13 protein-coding genes are annotated in these 15,853 nt (G+C 75.5%); 3 read left to right on the plus strand and 10 right to left on the minus strand.

Features of this window, described 5'->3' with window-relative positions; translation table 11 throughout:
* The first annotated feature begins 100 nt into the window (after positions 1-100).
* Positions 101-379, plus strand: a complete 279-nt coding sequence (locus Sdagh_RS20145; protein WP_190011570.1) for a hypothetical protein — start codon at positions 101-103, stop codon at positions 377-379.
* Here the strand turns inward: Sdagh_RS20145 and Sdagh_RS20150 are convergent.
* From Sdagh_RS20150 to Sdagh_RS20155, 4 genes are all read right to left on the minus strand, one after another.
* A complete protein-coding gene (locus Sdagh_RS20150) occupies positions 345-2,096 on the minus strand; it encodes an ABC transporter ATP-binding protein (RefSeq protein ID WP_190078055.1) in 1,752 nt (583 codons plus the stop codon). The two genes, Sdagh_RS20145 and Sdagh_RS20150, sit on opposite strands and share 35 nt — an antisense overlap.
* 80 nt (positions 2,097-2,176) lie before the next feature.
* Positions 2,177-2,299, minus strand: a complete 123-nt coding sequence (locus Sdagh_RS36505; protein WP_264201194.1) for a hypothetical protein — start codon at positions 2,297-2,299, stop codon at positions 2,177-2,179.
* 60 nt (positions 2,300-2,359) lie between these two features.
* Positions 2,360-2,482, minus strand: coding sequence for a hypothetical protein (locus Sdagh_RS36510; RefSeq protein ID WP_264201195.1), 123 nt, complete (start codon positions 2,480-2,482; stop codon positions 2,360-2,362).
* 239 nt (positions 2,483-2,721) lie between these two features.
* Positions 2,722-4,530, minus strand: a complete 1,809-nt coding sequence (locus tag Sdagh_RS20155; protein ID WP_189421804.1) for a bifunctional metallophosphatase/5'-nucleotidase — start codon at positions 4,528-4,530, stop codon at positions 2,722-2,724.
* Positions 4,531-4,710: 180 nt separating this feature from the next.
* Here Sdagh_RS20155 and mshD point away from each other — a divergent pair, with 180 nt between their 5' ends.
* Entirely contained in the window at positions 4,711-5,637 is a 927-nt protein-coding gene (gene mshD, locus Sdagh_RS20160) for a mycothiol synthase (RefSeq protein ID WP_189421803.1), read from the plus strand.
* A gap of 163 nt (positions 5,638-5,800) precedes the next feature.
* On the opposite strand, the gene Sdagh_RS20165 is transcribed toward mshD, so the two are convergent.
* From Sdagh_RS20165 to Sdagh_RS20175, 3 genes are all read right to left on the minus strand, one after another.
* The gene (locus Sdagh_RS20165) at positions 5,801-8,983 is read right to left on the minus strand and encodes a lantibiotic dehydratase (RefSeq protein ID WP_190078056.1); all 3,183 of its coding nucleotides are present in this window, start codon (positions 8,981-8,983) and stop codon (positions 5,801-5,803) included.
* Between the two features lie 186 nt (positions 8,984-9,169).
* Positions 9,170-9,397 carry a hypothetical protein gene (locus Sdagh_RS20170; protein ID WP_190078057.1) on the minus strand — a complete coding sequence of 76 codons (228 nt, stop codon included), beginning with the start codon at positions 9,395-9,397 and terminating at the stop codon, positions 9,170-9,172.
* Between the two features lie 125 nt (positions 9,398-9,522).
* Complete coding sequence (locus Sdagh_RS20175; protein WP_226535471.1) at positions 9,523-11,184, minus strand: carboxylesterase/lipase family protein; 1,662 nt, start codon at positions 11,182-11,184, stop codon at positions 9,523-9,525.
* A gap of 155 nt (positions 11,185-11,339) precedes the next feature.
* Between Sdagh_RS20175 and Sdagh_RS20180 the strand changes: the two genes are divergently transcribed.
* Positions 11,340-12,554 (plus strand): alpha-hydroxy-acid oxidizing protein, encoded by a 1,215-nt coding sequence (locus Sdagh_RS20180; RefSeq protein WP_190078058.1) that lies wholly within the window; start codon positions 11,340-11,342, stop codon positions 12,552-12,554.
* Positions 12,555-12,836: 282 nt separating this feature from the next.
* On the opposite strand, the gene Sdagh_RS20185 is transcribed toward Sdagh_RS20180, so the two are convergent.
* Genes Sdagh_RS20185 through Sdagh_RS20195 form a run of 3 tightly spaced genes read right to left on the minus strand, consistent with a single transcriptional unit; the run spans position 12,837 to position 15,843 of the window.
* Positions 12,837-13,466, minus strand: coding sequence for an ABC transporter (locus Sdagh_RS20185; protein ID WP_226535473.1), 630 nt, complete (start codon positions 13,464-13,466; stop codon positions 12,837-12,839).
* A complete protein-coding gene (locus Sdagh_RS20190; protein ID WP_190078059.1) occupies positions 13,454-14,983 on the minus strand; it encodes an ABC transporter permease in 1,530 nt (509 codons plus the stop codon). The genes Sdagh_RS20185 and Sdagh_RS20190 overlap by 13 nt, the downstream gene beginning before the upstream one ends.
* Positions 14,980-15,843 carry an ABC transporter ATP-binding protein gene (locus tag Sdagh_RS20195; protein WP_189421798.1) on the minus strand — a complete coding sequence of 288 codons (864 nt, stop codon included), beginning with the start codon at positions 15,841-15,843 and terminating at the stop codon, positions 14,980-14,982. Before Sdagh_RS20195 ends, Sdagh_RS20190 begins: the two co-directional genes overlap by 4 nt.
* Positions 15,844-15,853 lie beyond the last annotated feature (10 nt).

Raw genomic sequence — 15,853 nt, forward strand, 5'->3', positions numbered from 1 at the left:
CCGGCCAGGCAATCCCGACCCCCTTCCCCAGCGTACGGACACACAGTGACAGTGGAGAGGCGCAACGTAATCACCGCCGTACCCCGCACAAGGAGCCCCCATGACCCACCGTCTCCTCCCCTGGACCACCCCCGAGGGCCGCCCCTGCTACCTGAGCACCGACAACCCGTACAGCCGGCTCTCCCGGATCGCGGACGACATCGAGGAGGCTCAACTCGCGTCAGGGGCTCAGGTGCTGGGCGGGGCCAGGGCGGTGCTGGAGGACCGGCGGGCCGGCGAGCGCGCCGTGCGGTTCGCGCTGACGCGGACCGTGGAGTCGCTGGAGGACGTCCTGCGGGTCGCCGTCAGCCGGGGAGCGCGGGTGCGGGACGGCCGGTGAGCGCCAGCCGGGCATACGTGCCGCCGCGGGCGATCAGTTCCGGGTGGGTGCCCTGCTCGACCAGCCGGCCGCCGTCCAGCACCAGGATGCGGTCCGCGTCCGGCGCGAGGGTCAGGTCGTGGGTGATCATCAGCGTCGTCCGGCCGGACATCAGGCGGCGCAGGGGCTGGACGACCTGGCGGGCGGCGATGCCGTCGAGGCCGGCGGTCGGTTCGTCCAGGACGAGCACGGGGGACGCGCGCAGCATCGCGCGGGCGATGGTCAGGCGCTTGAGCTGGCCGCCGGAGAGGGCCGCCGTGCCGGGCACGATCACGGTGTCGTAGCCGTCGGGGAGGGCGGTGACGAAGGCGTGGGCCGCCGCCGCGCGGGCGGCCCGCTCGATCTCCGCCCCGCTCGCCCCCGGCCGCCCGGCGGCGATGTTCTCGCGGATCGTGCCGTGCAGGATCAGGGTCTCCTGCGGGAGCAGGGTGACCTGGTCGCGGAGGAAGTCCAGGCCGAGGGCGGGCAGGGGCACGCCGTCGAGGCGGATCGCGCCCGCCGCCGGGTCGTAGAAGCGGGTGAGGAGCTTGGCCAGGGTGGACTTGCCGGCGCCGCTGGGGCCGGTGACGACGACCAGTTCGCCGGGGCGGGCCGCGAAGGCGAGGCCGTCCAGGGCGGGCCGGTCCGTCTCCGGGTAGCGGAAGGTGACGTCGTGGAAGGCGACCCAGCCGCGGACCGGGCCGGGGGTGACGGGGACGGCCGGGTCGGTGACCGCCGGGCGGGCGTCGAGGAGTTCGCCGAGGCGGCGGGCGCCCGCGGTGGCCGCCGTCAGGGTGAGGCCGAGCTGTCCGAGGCTGCGGACCGGCGGATAGAGGTAGCCGATGAACGCGGCGAAGGCGAGGAGCTGCCCGAGGGTCATGCGGCCGGCGGAGATCTCCCACACGCCGAGGCCGATGACGGCCAGCACGCACAGCGTCTCGACGACCTCCACGAACTGCTCGTACAGCTCGCTCAGGCGCGCGCCCCGTACGGACGCCCTCATCCAGGCGCGGGCCTCCCGGTCGAGGCGGGCCTCCTCCGCGCCGCGCCGGTTGTACGCCTGGGTGAGGACGACGTTGCCGAGGGCCTCCTCCACCACGGAGGTGATCGCGCCGTCCGCGGCCCGCTCGTCCGTCGACGCCTCCTTGATCCGCCCGGAGAAGCGGCGGGCGGCGAGGAGGAAGAGGGGCGCCAGGACGAAGGTGACGAGCGCCAGGTCCCAGCGGAGGTACAGCGCCGCGGCGGCGTAGAAGACGGCGGAGAAGGCGGCCGAGACCGTGCCCACCACCCCCGAGACCACCATCTGCTCGATGGCCTCGACATCTCCCGTGAGGCGTTCCACCAGGTCACCGCGCCGGTGCCGCTGGAAGAAGTGCGGGGGCAGGGTCTGGACGTGCCGGAAGACGCCCGCGCGCAGGCGCAGCACGAAGCGCTCGGCGGTCCAGGTGGCGAGGGAGTTGCCGAGGTAGCCGACGAGCGCGCCGAGCACGGCGACGCCCAGCCAGGCGCCGGCCGGACCCCAGAACGCGGCGAGCGAACCGGCCCGCAGGGCGTGGTCCGTCAGCTCCGCGAAGAGCAGGATCGACGCGGTCTCGGCGAGCGCGGCGACCACCACGCAGGCCACGATGACCGCGAGCCGGCGGCGGTCGCCGCGGGTCAGCGGCCAGAAGCGGCGGAACGCCGCGCGGACTTCCCTCATGATCCGTTCCCTTCTGCGGACATGCCCGAGGCGGGGCCCCGGAACCCGGGGGTTCCGGCGGCCCCGCCTCGTGAGCGGTCTCAGCCCTTGTGCGAGACCGGACGGCGCTTCGGCGCGGCCTTCTTCGCGGCGGCCTTCTCGGCGGGCTGGGCGGCGGGCTTGCGGTGGGTCTTCTTCACCGGGGCGACCTTGTGAAAGCTCATGGGATTTCCTTTCAGCGGAATATGTGGAGTGCTTTACTGCTGTGAATCAGCCAGGTCGGCTCAGCGCTGGCGGGAGACCGGACGGCGCTTCGGGGTGGCCTTCTTCGGCGCGGTCTTCTGAGCGGCCTTCTTGGGCTCCGCCTTGCGGGACTGCCGAACCGGGGCGATCTTGTGGAAGCTCATCGTGATCTCCTTTTTCGTTTGCTTTGGTGTCGTTCGCTGTCGACATGGAAAACATTACGGGACACCGGAGCCAGAAAAAGCCATTTCCGCTGAGACCTCGGTTAATTGGAGCTGAGATCAGATTTCAGACGGAAAAGGGAACCGGGAAGGTACTGACACAGAATTTAGGCGGCACGGCACAGCGAAAAGCCCGGCACGGACACCGCGTGTCCGTACCGGGCTGTGGGGCCGGGGGCCTGCTACCGGACGATCGTGATCCGGTCCGCCGCCGGAGGCGCGAGCGGCGCCGACGCGGAGGTGGTGGCCGTCAGGTACCGCTCCAGCGCCGTGAGGTCGTCGGAGCCGACGACGTCGTTCGTGCCCTGGCCCAGCGTGGTGAAGCCGTCCCCGCCGCCCGCGAGGAAGCTGTTGGAGGCGACCCGGTAGGTGGCCGCCGGGTCGATCGCCGCGCCGTTCAGCCGGATCGAGCCGGTCACCACCCGGTCCGCGCCGGTCTTGGTCAGGTCGAGGGTGTACGTCAGCCCGTCCGACACCTGGAGGATCTTCGGCGCCGCCTCGTTCGCGCCGCTCACCTGCTCCTTGAGCACCTGGATCAGCTGGGCTCCGGTCAGGTCCTGGAGGTTGACGGTGTTGGCGAACGGCTGCACCGCGAAGCCCTCCGCGTACGTCACCACCCCGTCGCCCTCCGCGCCGCTCGCCGCGTAGGCCAGGGGCGCCCGGATGCCGCCCGGGTTCATCAGCGCGACGTCGGTCTCCGGGTCCAGCTCCCTGCCGTGGGCGAGCTGCGCGTCGGCGATCAGGTCGCCGAGCGGGGACTCGGTGCCGGTGTTGCCGATGTCCCCGGAGATGTACCCGACGGCCCGGTTGCCGATGGGCGCGGCCAGCGCGTTCCACTTGCCGATCAGCGCGGTCATGTCGGGCGCCTTGGCGACGTCCCGGGTGACGACGTGGTTGGCCGACTCCACCGCCGTACGGGCGATGTCACCGGTGCGGCGGTCGTAGGTCAGCGTGGTGTCGGTGTAGAGGCGGCCGAAGGAGGACGCCGAGGTGACCATGCGCGGGTTGCCCGCCGGGTCGTCGATGGTGCAGACGTACGCGTTGTGGGTGTGGCCGGTGACCAGCGCGTCCACCTGCGGCGTGACGTTCTCGGCGATCTCGACGATCGGTCCGGAGACGCCGTCCCCGGCGCCGGGCGAGTCGCAGTCGTAGTTGTACGACGAGGAGGCCGGGTAGCCGCCCTCGTGGACCAGCGCGACGATCGACTTCACGCCCTGCTCCTGGAGCACCTTGGCGTACTTGTCGATCGTCTCGACCTCGTCCTTGAAGGCGAGGCCCTTGACTCCCTCGGCGGAGACGATGCCGGGGGTGCCCTCCAGGGTCACGCCGATGAAGCCGACCTTGACGCCGTTCTTCTTCCACACCCAGTAGGGGGCGAGGACCGGCTTGCCGGTCTTCTCGTCGAGGACGTTGGCGGCCAGGTAGGGGAAGTCGGCGCCCTTGAACTCCTTGTCGGTGTAGCAGCCCGCGGTGGGGTGGCAGCCGCCGTTCTGCAGGCGGGCCAGCTCGGCCGCGCCCTCGTCGAACTCGTGGTTGCCGACGGAGGTGACGTCCAGGTCGAGCTTGTTCAGCGCCTCGATCGTCGGCTCGTCGTGGAACAGCCCGGAGACCAGCGGCGACGCCCCGACCATGTCCCCGCCGGCGGCGGTGATGGAGTACGGGTTGCCCTTACGGGCCTGGCGCAGATGGGTGGCGAGGTACTCGACACCGCCCGCGTCGACGGTCGACGTCGTGCCGTCCTCGTGCGTCTCGGTGACCCGGCCGCTGGAGCCGGCCGGCGGCTCCAGATTGCCGTGCAGGTCGTTGAAGGAGAGGAGCTGGACGTCCTGGTAGCGGCCCTGCTGATGGCCGTGGCCCTTCTCGCCCGCGCTCGCCGGCAGCGCGGCGGCGGCGAGCGCGCCCGCGGTGACCGCTGTGACGGTCACCGCGAGCAGACGGGTGGTGCGGCGTCTGCGGCGCGGATCGTGCGTCGCGTGCGAGTTGGCTGGCATGCGCCCCCCCTGATGGGTGTGCTGACGGTTTCCGAGCCCCGGCGGACACGCCGGGAGCAGGTGGGCGCAGCCTAAAGTCAACGCGCGTAGCGCGACAGGGGGTTGCGGGTTACATCCTGGTTTACACCCGGTCGCCGTCGCGCCGCCGCCGGCCGGCCCCGGCCCTCTACCCTCGTACACATGACCAGCGACAACATCGCGCGGCCCGGCCGCCCCCGCTCGATCGAGACGTACGAGACCCTCTCCGCCGAGCAGATCGACGCCGTCCTCGCCCTGCTCGCCGACGCGGCCCGCACCGACGGGCAGCAGGCGGTGTCCGAACAAGGGCGGCTCCAGCTCCGCGGCCAGGCCCGTGAAGGCGTCTCCCACCTGCTGCTCACGGTCGACGGCGAACTCGTCGGCTACGCCCAGCTGGAGGGCACCGACCCGGTGGAGCCGCCGGCCGCCGAGCTGGTCGTGCACCCCTCGCGGCGCGGCCAGGGGCACGGGCGGGCGCTGGGCTCGGCGCTGCTCGCCGCGTCCGGCAAGCGGCTGCGGGCGTGGGCGCACGGCGGTCACGCCGCCGCGCGGCACCTGGCCCAGGTCCTCGGCATGACGCTCTTCCGCGAGCTGCGGCAGATGCGGCGCCCGCTGGCCGGCCTCGACCTGCCCGAGCCGGTGCTGCCGGCCGGGGTGACCGTGCGCGCCTTCGTCCCCGGCCAGGACGACGCGGCCTGGCTCGCGGTGAACGCGGCGGCCTTCGCCCACCACCCCGAGCAGGGCTCGCTGACCCAGCGGGACCTGGACGACCGCAAGGCCGAGCCGTGGTTCGACCCGGCCGGGTTCTTCCTGGCCGAACGGGACGGCGAACTGGTCGGCTTCCACTGGACGAAGGTGCACGCGGAGGAGGGGCTCGGCGAGGTGTACGTCGTCGGCGTCCGGCCGGACGCGCAGGGCGGCGGCCTCGGCAGGTCCCTCACCACGGTGGGCCTGCGGCACCTGGCGGGGCGGGGGGTGCCGGTGGCGATGCTGTATGTCGACGCGGACAACGGGGCGGCGGTGTCGGTGTACGAGCGGCTGGGGTTCGAGACGTACGAGACGGATCTGATGTACCGCACGGAGACGTGACCCGCCGGGGGGCGGCCGGGGAGCCGGGGTTCGTCGGGGTGCGGTGGTGTTCGCGGCTGCGGGTCGGGGGCGGCCGGCCGCGCGGTTCCCCGCGCCCCTGAGGGGGCCGACGGGGCGGCGTGGCACGAGGGCCGGTGTTTCCGAGGGCGTGTGCGGGAGGGTTCTAGGGTCCGGTCGTCGCTCGGAGGCGGGTGAGGTGGGCCTCGACGGCACCGCGGGCCAGGGCGTGCACGGTGCTCTCGGTGGACCGGGAGGGGTCGGCGGTGACACGGTTGTGGTGCATGTGGAGCAACGACGCCAGGACCGGGCCCGCGTCGGGACCCAGGTGGCGTCCGTAGGCGGAGAGGGACTCGGCGGTGCCGGCCCACGCCGCCAGCAGGGGCGCCGTACCGGGCACGGCCCGCAGGGCGGCGAAGTCGCCGAGCGGGTCGATGATCCGCAGGGCCTCCCGGCGGCGCGCGCGGAACGCGCCGTGGTGCTCCCCGCGCGGTGCGAGCGCCGGCAGCCGGCGTGCGCGGGCCGGCCCGTCGGCCGGGTCGTCCGGCAGTGTGAAGTGGAAGGCCAGGTGGGCCCGGCCGGCGGCGGCGAGCAGCAGCGGGTCGACCGGTGGCGGGGACGCGTCGAGCAGACGCAGGTGGACGAGGGCGGCGGCGCTGTCCGCGTGGAAGACCCGCTCGGCGGCGGCCAGGGCGCCGGGATCGCCGCCGTACCGTGCCGTCTCGGGTTCGTACGTGTCCAGGACGAGCCGCCCGGCCAGCCCGAGCCGTCCCAGCCCCGCGGCCAGGTCGCGCAGCGCGGGGAGCACCCGGAGGGTCAGCGTCCGGGGGTCTCCGTGCAGGCGCAGCCGCAGGTGCGGGTCGGGATCGGCGTACCGGACGAAGAACCAGCGGTCGACGTCGGCGGGCAGGCCCTCCAGCAGACCGGGCAGGTGGTGGGCGAGGACGGTGTCCTGGGTCCGGCCGGGACAGTAGAGCTTGGCGAAGAGCCATTCGCCGCCCGGGAGGTGCCGCGGCGGACGCAGGGTGGACGGCGTGGCGCGCGGGCCGGACGACGCCGGGGCCCTGCGGCGCAGCAGCGGTACGGAGATCTCGGCGGTGTGGTGCCCGCCGGTCGGGCCGGTCAGCCAGCCGGCACCCGAACCGTCCGGGTCGACGGCCGCGTGGACCGCCGCGCCGGGGTGCCGCCGCAGTTCGTGGCGGAGCAGCGCGAGGTCGGCGGGTCGGGCCAGGTCGAGGGGGAGGCGCTGGTCGAAGGTGCCCACCTCGACCCGGTCGGGCACCCGCCACCGCCGCTGCCAGGCACGCAGGGCGGGCAGCCAGTGCCGGGTGTCCACCGCGCCGTCGAGGACGCCCGGGTCCCGCACGAGCCAGCGGGCCCGGCTCAGTACGGTCCGCCCGTGGCGTACGCCCGGCAGGTACGGCCAGTCGTCCGCCGCGCCCCAGTCCCAGCCGTACGCCGGGCGGGTCCCGTCCGCGGTCAGGAGCTGGAGCAGCCGTACCTGCGCGGGCGCGTGCGGACCGGTGTTCAGCATGTGGAAGGCGCTGGCCGCCACCTCGCGCCCACCGTGGGTCGGCGAGACCAGGCGCAGCCGGTCCGGCGCGGCGACGACGGCGAGGTCCTCCGCGCCCAGCGCGCCGGCGGCCGACCGCTCGCCGAAGGTGCCGGGGGCGTGGACGTGGCCGACCCACCGGGGGGTCCGGATGACGTTGCCGCACCGGGCGTCCCGGGGGCGGAAGACCAGCTGGACGGGGAGCGGGGCGTCCTCGGCGCCGGCGGGGCCGCCGGTGAGGGCGGGGGCCGCCAGGTCCCTCAGCCGCTGGTCCGCTCCGGGCAGCAGGGACGCGAACCGGCCCCACAGCGCCCCGGCCGGCCAGGCACCGGTCAGGGGTGACATGACCAGGGTGAAGTCACCCCGGGCCAGGGCGTCCGGTGAGGTCGCCAGGAGGTGGAAGACCGCCTCGGCCGACGGGGGCGGCGTCCCGGTGTCGTCCCTCAGCGCGGTGACGTCCCCGTCGGTGAGATCGATCTCGCCGAGGCCCGAGAGGACGGCCTCCTCGGCGAGCGCGAGGAGGACCCGGTCGCGCCGCCCGTCCCCGCCGGCGGGCGGCGCGGGCGACGCGGGCGGGCCCAGACCGTCGACCGGGTCCAGGAGTTCGGGGAGGGGGACCGCGCGTTCCGTCCCGTACCGGTGCAGGAAGGCCGCGTGATAGGCGGCCAGCGGGCGCCGCGCCCCGGCGGGCGGGCCGGTCCGCCACAGCAGGCCGGTGGCGCGTGCGGCCTCCCGAGCCACCGCATGGGGCAGCACGAGGTCCGCGTCCAGCGCCAGGTCCGCCGTCACCGGGCACTCGCACGGCCGCAGGGCCCGCATCCGGCGTACCGCCGCCCGGAGCTGGGGCAGTCCCCCGCCCGGCGGGCGGGCGCGGTAGGCGGCCAGGTCCTCGGTCACCTCGCGCAGCCGCGCGGTCTCCTCGGCGGCGGCCGGTACGGCGGCGAGCCGGTCGGTCAGGTGGCGCAGCGGGTCGGGGGCGTCCGGGGCCGGCGGCAGATCGGTGAGGAGGAAGGAACGGGCGACCAGCTCGGCGATGACGCCCTCGACCGCCCCGGGAGGCGGCTCCGGCAGACGGGCGCGCATCCGGGCCGTCAGCTCCGCATGAGTGACGGGCGTGCGGGCGCAGTCCAGGGCGGCCCGCACCGCGTCGGTGCGGCGCACGGACACCTCGTCGGCGGGCCGCTCGTCCACCGTGTCCGGGGCTGCGGTGGTGACGTACGGCAGGACCAAGCGGTCACCGCGCCGCACGCAGAGGCCGTTGGCCGACAGCCGCAGACCCGCCAGGATCGCGGGCCTGCGCTCCCACTGCGCGGCGAGCGCCGCCACCCAGGCCGCGTCGGGCTGTACGGCCTTGCGGTGCGCGGCGGCGAACCGTACGCGGGGGGTGTCGGCGAACCGGACGGGCGCCACCCCGGCCATCAGGCCGAACGGGGTCGCGCGGCCCGCCATCCGGACCCGGTAGCGCGCCACTGCCCGCAGGCGACGGCGCAGCTCGGACAGGGTGGCGGGCCGACCGCTCGACAGGCCGTCCAGGCGATCGGCCAGCGAAGGGCTGGACAGGGCGAGGGCCTCGGCGACCAGGGGATCGGCGGTCAGGCCGAGGACCGCCCGCCGCAGCGGGCCGGGTTCGCCGGGAGCGCTCGGCTCGTCGGCGGCGGGACCGAGGGCGGAACCGAGAGCGTCGTCCGCAGGACCGGCCGGGAGCACCGGGGCGTCGACCGGGAGGACCGGGGCCCGCAGGAGTGCGAAGTCCGCGGGCGCGAACAGCGGGTCGTCGGTGGCGGGGGTGGTCGTCATGGTGTCCTCCGGGGGCGTCCCGTCGCGTCTTGTCCCCCACCCCGCCCGGTCCGTTCTCGCCGGGTCCGGTCGGGTTCCGCTCGGCCCGGTTCCGCCTGGCCCCGGTTCCGCCCGGTCCCGTCGCGGGTGAGCCGGCGGGACCGGCTCGCCCTCCGGACCGGCGGGGCGACGGGCGCCGTCGTGGCGTCAGGCCATCGGGTGCATCGTTCCGCTGGTCATCGGCCACGTCGCCTGCCGGACCGCTGGCTGCTCCGCGGCCATCGGGTGCAACGTGGTGCTGGTCATCGGCCAGCTCGCCTGTCGCACCGCCGGTGCGGGACCCCGCCCCGCCCGGTCGCCGGACTTCTCGTCCCGGCCGGTGGCGTCCGCCGGGGCGACCACACGGACGTCGAGACCGTACGGATCGTTCGTCATGGTGGGCCTCCTTTCGAAAAGGCCGTAATGCCTGATATCTCCACCTTGGCAGCCAGGAGCGGCCCCCACCTCGTCGCCGGGGAGGAGATCGGACTGCATCCTTCGGCGCACGGAGCGCCGTCCGGCTACTTGCCCTCGCCCGGTTCCGCCTGCGGTGCGGTGGTGCGCCGGTCGAGCCGGTGCCAGAAGGCGAGGCGGTGGTCGCGGGCGTAGTCGACCGGTCCGATCCGGTCCGGCGCCAGGGACAGGGTGTGCGGCACGGGCCGGGACGGGTCGAACCGGGGCCACGGCGGAAGTCCCGGCCCGTCCGGCGTGCCGGTGCGGGCGAAGCGGGCCCACTGGTCGGTCATCGTGCCGGCCAGCCGTAACTGGGCCGGGGTGAAGCGCCGCTGGGCGTCCGCGTCCTCGAAGACGTACGGGGTGTCGCCCGCGTGATAGGCGCCGAAGTCGAAGTCCCCGGGGAAGGGCAGGTACATCGGGGCGTCCCGGTCGGCGAACTCGTAGGCGTATGTGGGCGCGTGCCGCCCGAAGGCGCGGGCCTGGGCCCAGGCGCCCCGGGCCCACATCCGGTCGGTCACCACGGTGGCCCAGGCCAGGGCGGGCGAGGGGAAGTCCCCCACCGGGTAGTACGCGGCCACCTCGTCCGCCCGGTCACCGAACGCCGTGGCCAGCGCCCGCTCGTACTGGCCGGCGGTGAAGGGGGCGCCGACCGCGTCGTGAGCCATCCCGACGAACAGCCGGTGCTCGTCCCTGGTGGCCCCCGTCAGCAACGGGATACGCGGGAAGCGCCCTTCCCTCAGCGCCTTCTCCGGCAGTTCCGGCAACACCTCGGTGCCGTGGGCGAAGGTCTGGAAGGCGTTCATGATGTGCGGGACCGCCAGCAGCTTCTTCACCGGCAGGGCGCGCAGGCAGCGCAGCGCGCGCTCGGGGTCGCGCCGCGCGCAGCCCAGGGAGGAGGTCATCTCGACGCCGGTGGCGCGTACCTCCCGCTCCGTGCGCCACGTGTAGTGGGGGTAGGCCGGCACCCCTTCACCCATCGCGCCGGCGGGCATGTCCATCATGCCCTCGCCGCTGGCCAGGACGGCCCGGTGGAACAGCCCCCGGGCCCCCGGCGAGGTGAGGTGCCCGCTGATGGCGGCCGCGCCGAAGGAGGACCCGGCCACGGTGACGTTGCCGGGGTCGCCGCCGAACGCGGCGGCGTTGCGCCGGACCCAGCGCAGCGCCGCCTGCTGGTCCTGGAGGGCGAACGTCCCCGACCCGGCGAGTCCCGGATAGCCGAAGCCGCCGAACACGCCGAGCCGGTAGTTGACGGTGACGACGACCAGGCCCCGGTCGGCGAGGCGGCGGGCGTCGAAGAGGCCGCCCCCGCCCACCGCGCCGTCACCGTGCACCCACACCAGGACGGGAGCGGGCCGTTCCGCCGCGGCCCGCACGGTGACGTCGACGACCAGGCAGTCCTCCTCCAGGCTCGACACCCGCGCGTAGGGGGAGGCGACCTGCGGGCAGAGCGGGCCGGGCTTCACCGCGTCCCGTACGCCCTTCCAGGGCCGGACGGGGCGCGGCGCGGCCCAGCGGTGGACGCCCTTGGGGGGTCCCGCGTACGGGATGCCCCGGAAGAGGGCGTGGGTGTCCGTCCGCAGGCCCCGGACGAGGCCGCTGTCGGTGCGTACGGTGACGGCCGTACCGGAGGACGCCTGCGCGCGGGGGGCGCTCGGGGCGGGGGCGGCCACCATGAGGAGGGCCGTGCCCGCGAGGGCCGCGAGGGCCGCTGTGCGTTTCCTTGCCAAGGTCGCCGCCTGTCTCGTCCAGGACCCCGTGAGTACGGAAGGAGTTACGCGCATGTGTACCGGCACCCGCACCGGAACGGGCCCCGGTGCGGGCATATGGGTTAAACCCGGCACCGGAACCGGCGCGTGGGAGGCCCGCGCGGAAGGTCTCCCTCATGAGCGGCGGTGGAGCGGGACGCGGCATCGACTGGACGGCGTACCAGCGGGAGATCTTCCGCAAGGGCGTGGCCGGGGCGCCCCCGCGGCTGCCCACGGACCTGACCCGTCTGGAGGAGCTGGTCGCGGAGCGGCTCGGCGCCGGGCCGGTGGGCACGGTGGTGGGCGCCGCGGGTGACGGGCGTACGGCGCGCGCCAACCGCGAGGCGTTCGACCAGTGGCGCATCGTGCCCAGGATGCTCCGGGACGTCCGGGTCCGGGACCTGGCGGTCGAGGTGCTCGGCAGGCGGCTGCCGGTCCCGGTCGCGCTGGCACCCGTCGGCGCGCTGGCGGTGGCGCACCCCGGGGCGGAGCGGGCCGCCGCCCGGGCCGCCGCGGCCCAGGGGGTCCCCTTCGTCCTGTCCTCCTCGTCGAGCACACCGATGGAGGAGGTCGCGGAGGCGATGGGGGACGGCGAGCGCTGGTTCCAGCTCTACTGGGCGAAGGACCGGGAGGTCACGAAGAGCTTCCTGGCGCGCGCCCGGGCGTGCGGCTGCACGGCGCTGCTGGTCACCCTGGACACCTGGCTGCTGGGGTGGCGGCCGGCCGACCTGGACCAGGCGTACATGCCCTTCCTCCACGGAGTGGGGACGGCGAACCACTTCACGGACCCGGCGTTCCTCGCGGGCCTCGCCAGACCGGTCGAGGAGGACCCGCAGGCCGCCGTCACGCACTTCTTCCGCCTGTCGGGGGACCCGGGCAAGACCTGGGAGGATCTGGCGTTCCTGCGGGAGCACTGGCAGGGCCCCCTCGTCCTGAAGGGCATCCAGCACCCGGACGACGCGCGACGGGCCGTGGACGCCGGCGTGGACGGTGTCGTGGTGTCCAACCACGGCGGGCGCCAGGTCAACGGCGCCGTCGGCTCCCTCGACGTCCTGCCCGCGGTCGTCGGGGCCGCCGGGGACCGGCTCGACGTGCTGTTCGACAGCGGCGTCCGCACGGGGGACGACGTCCTCAAGGCCCTGGCGCTCGGCGCCCGCGCGGTCCTCCTCGGCCGGCCGTACGTGTACGGGCTGGCCCTCGACGGCGAGCCCGGTGTGGAGCACGTCGTCCGGACCCTGCTCGCGGAGTTCGAACTGACCCTCGCCCTGTCGGGCTTCACCAGCCCCGGGGAACTCGGCCCCGACTGCCTCGTACGGGCACCGGGGGCCGGCCCGGTGCCGTGGTCAGGGTGAACGGGCCGGCCGCTACAGACGCACCCCTCCCTGCCCGACCCGGCCGGTACAGGCGCGCCCCTCCCTGCCCGACCCGGCCGGCGCACAGGCGCACCCCTCCCTGCCCGACCCGGCCGGCGCACAGGCGCACCCCTCCCTGCCCGACCCGGCCGGTACAGACGCACCCTTGCCCGGCCCGAACCGGCCGGTACAGGCGCACCCTTGCCCGGCCCGGCACCGTGGTCGCGGTGAGTGCCCCGGCACCTGTCCCGCCCTGCCGCTGTTCACGCGCCCCAGGAGACGCTAGGGCCGCCCCCGCCGCAACGGCTCACGCGCGGACAGCGCCCACACCACCGCCGTCGCCACCGCGAGGCCGGCCCAGCGGTCGTGGGAGGCCGCCCAGCGGGGGTCCGCGGGCTGGACCAGGAGGGTCCAGCGGTCGGGCAGCAGCAGGGGACCCGTCAGCGCGGCGGCCAGCAGGGCGCCGGCCACCGCCCGGCCCGGCCGGGTCCCCTCGGTCAGGCGCAGCGCGACCGCCGCGCCCGCGCAGGCCAGCAGGGAGACGGCCGCCGCCTCCAGGGTGACGTCGGCGGCCGGCGGGCGCAGGTCCGCCGGGACGAGCAGCAGTACCGCCGCCCACCACAGCGCGACCGGCGGCGCCACCAGGGCCGCCCGCAGCGCCTGCCGTACGGGCCGGGGCACCGGCACCGCGGCCGTGGTGTGCCGGGCCGGGTCGTCCAGGAGGGACGCCAGCCCCAGCCCGCCGGTCAGGGCCGCGCAGCGCAGCGCGAGCAGGGCCGTCGAGGGCGGCGGCCCGTCCGCCCACCGCACCGCCGCGGCCAGCAGCAGCCCCGCACCCCCGGCCGCGCCCAGCGCCCACCAGGGCACCGTGCGCGCCACCGGCCGTACCAGGTCCCGCGTCACTCCTCGCACGAGTCCGCCTTCTCCGGTCCGGGCACGCCCAGCAGCTCGGCGGCGCGGGCCGTCGTCACACCGGGGGAGGTCAGCTCGCCCCAGTGCGCGCGCGCCTTCGCCGCGACACCGTCCCGGTCCTTCTCCAGCAGCCGCCGTACGACGTCGGTCTGACCGGCCGTCATGGAGAGCGGGTCGGTCGGGGCGAGGACGACCGCCGCGCCCTCGACGCTGTCGTCGAGGCGGACCCGGCGCAGCGTGCCCATCGGGTTGTCCTCCCAGCCCACCGCGAGCCACATGACGGTCACCATCCGCCCGTCGCACAGCTCCGCCGCCGCGGCCTCGCTGCCGGCGACCAGCACCCCGGCGACGGCGGCGGAGAACTCCGGCACCCGATTGCCGCCCCACGCGGTGCCGACGGTCACCTGGTTCCGGCGGGTCGACGCGGGGATCGCGGAGTCGCTGTCCAGGCCGTAGCGGGCCTCGATCCGCTGCCGTACGAGCAGGGGACGGTCCCGCGCCGGGTCCCCGGCGAGCGACCGGACCCGGCCCACCACCCCGGCCCAGTCGTCGGCCCGCGGCACCCACTCGTCGAACGCGCAGTACGTCGACCCGTCCCGCGTCACGCACCGCTGTTCCTTCTCGGGCGCGGCCGAGGCCCGTTCCCGCGCCGCGAGCAGCTCCGCGGAGTCGCCCCGGGACTGGGCGACGCCCCCGGTCAGCGCCATCGCCAGCGCCACGGCGAGCCCCGCCCTGGCGGACACGCCCCGGCCCCGCGCGGCGACCAGCACCGCGAGGAAGGCGAGGCACAGCGCCACGCCCGCCAGGTACAGCGCGTGCCAGGCGGCCGGCCGGCCCAGCAGGTCGGAGGGGAAGGGGGAGTTGCCGGACGTGGAGACGACCGGGTACAGCCAGGCCGTCCCGCCGGTGTCGCCCGACGGCCCGGTGCCGAGCACCAGGAAGAACAGGTAGAGGACGCCCAGCAGCGGCGCCGCCCACACCGAGGCCGCCAGCCGGGCCAGCAGCACGCCGGCCGCCCCGAGCAGCAGCACGGTCAGCGGCCCCACCAGCAACTCGGCGGGCGAGCCGTGCCCGACCGCGCCCGGCTTGAGCGCCTCCCAGGTGAACTGAGCGGCCACGCACACCGCGGTGAGCAGCACCACCGGCAGCAGCGCCAGCAGGTGTGCCGCCGTCCGCCGCCCGGCCGGCAGCACCAGCGTCCCGAACCACTCCTGCGTCCCGCGCCGGCGGTCCCGCAGCGCGGCGAAGTCGGCGGCCAGCAGCACCCCCAACCCGACCAGCAGGGGCCCGCCCTGCGTGGCCCGGTCCGCGTCCTGGAGCGCCGGGAACCCGTCCCACGACGACCGGGTCCGCCACACGGTCCAGAGGATGTACACGGCGAAGGAGAACACCACCGGCGCGCTCGTCAGCAGCCGCCGTGCCTCGAACCGGGCCAGCGCGGCCACCCCCCGCGGCCCGCCCGTCCCCTTCGCCGCCGCCGACGGCACCGGGCTCTCCTCCACGACGACCGTGTTCACGCCGCCACCTCCGCGTCCACGGCGCCGTCGAGCACGAGCAGGTACCCGTCCTCCAGCGTCGGTTCGACCAGCTCCGCCCCCTCCGGCGGATCACCGACCTGCCGGAACTCCCCCGTTCCGGTCCGCCAGCCGGCCTTCGCCCCCGCGTCCCGCCGGTCGCTGCGCCACACCCGGCCCGCCGCCCGCGCGGTCAGCTCGGCCGGCGTCCCGTCGAACCGGACGCTCCCCGCGGCCATCACCAGCACGCGCCGGCACAGCATGGCGACGTCCTCGGTCTGGTGGGTGGACAGCAGCACGGTCCGCCCCTCCCCCGCCCCCGCGATCAGCTCGCGGAACCGCATCCGCTGCTCGGGGTCGAGCCCGACGGTCGGCTCGTCCAGCACCAGGAACCCGGGGTCCCCGACCAGCGCCGCCGCCAGCGCGACCCGCTGCCGCATCCCGCCGGACAGCTTCTTGATCCGCCGGCCGCGCACGTCCCCGAGCCCGACCTCCTCCAGTACCCGCCGCACCTCGCGGTGGCGGGCGCGCCGGTCGGTCAGCTCCTTGAGGACCGCCACGTAGTCCACGAACGCGAAGGCGGTGAAGTCCGGGTGGAACCCGGGCGTCTGCGGCAGGTACCCGAGCCGCCGCCGCACCTCCTGCCGCCCCCGGACGGTCCCCGGATCGTGCCCGAGCACGGTGAACGCGCCCCGGTCCGCGGGCACGGCCGTGGCCAGCACCCGCAGCAGCGTCGTCTTGCCCGCCCCGTTGGGCCCGAGCAGCCCGGTCACGCCCGGCGACAGCCGCAGCCCGACCTCGTCGAGGGCGCGGGTGCGCCCGTAGTGCAGGCTCAGCCCGGAGGCGGAGACGGTGATGGTCATACGGAACTCC

This window comes from Streptomyces daghestanicus, from assembly GCF_020521275.1.
In the GTDB taxonomy this organism is placed as follows: Bacteria; Actinomycetota; Actinomycetes; order Streptomycetales; family Streptomycetaceae; genus Streptomyces; species Streptomyces griseoviridis.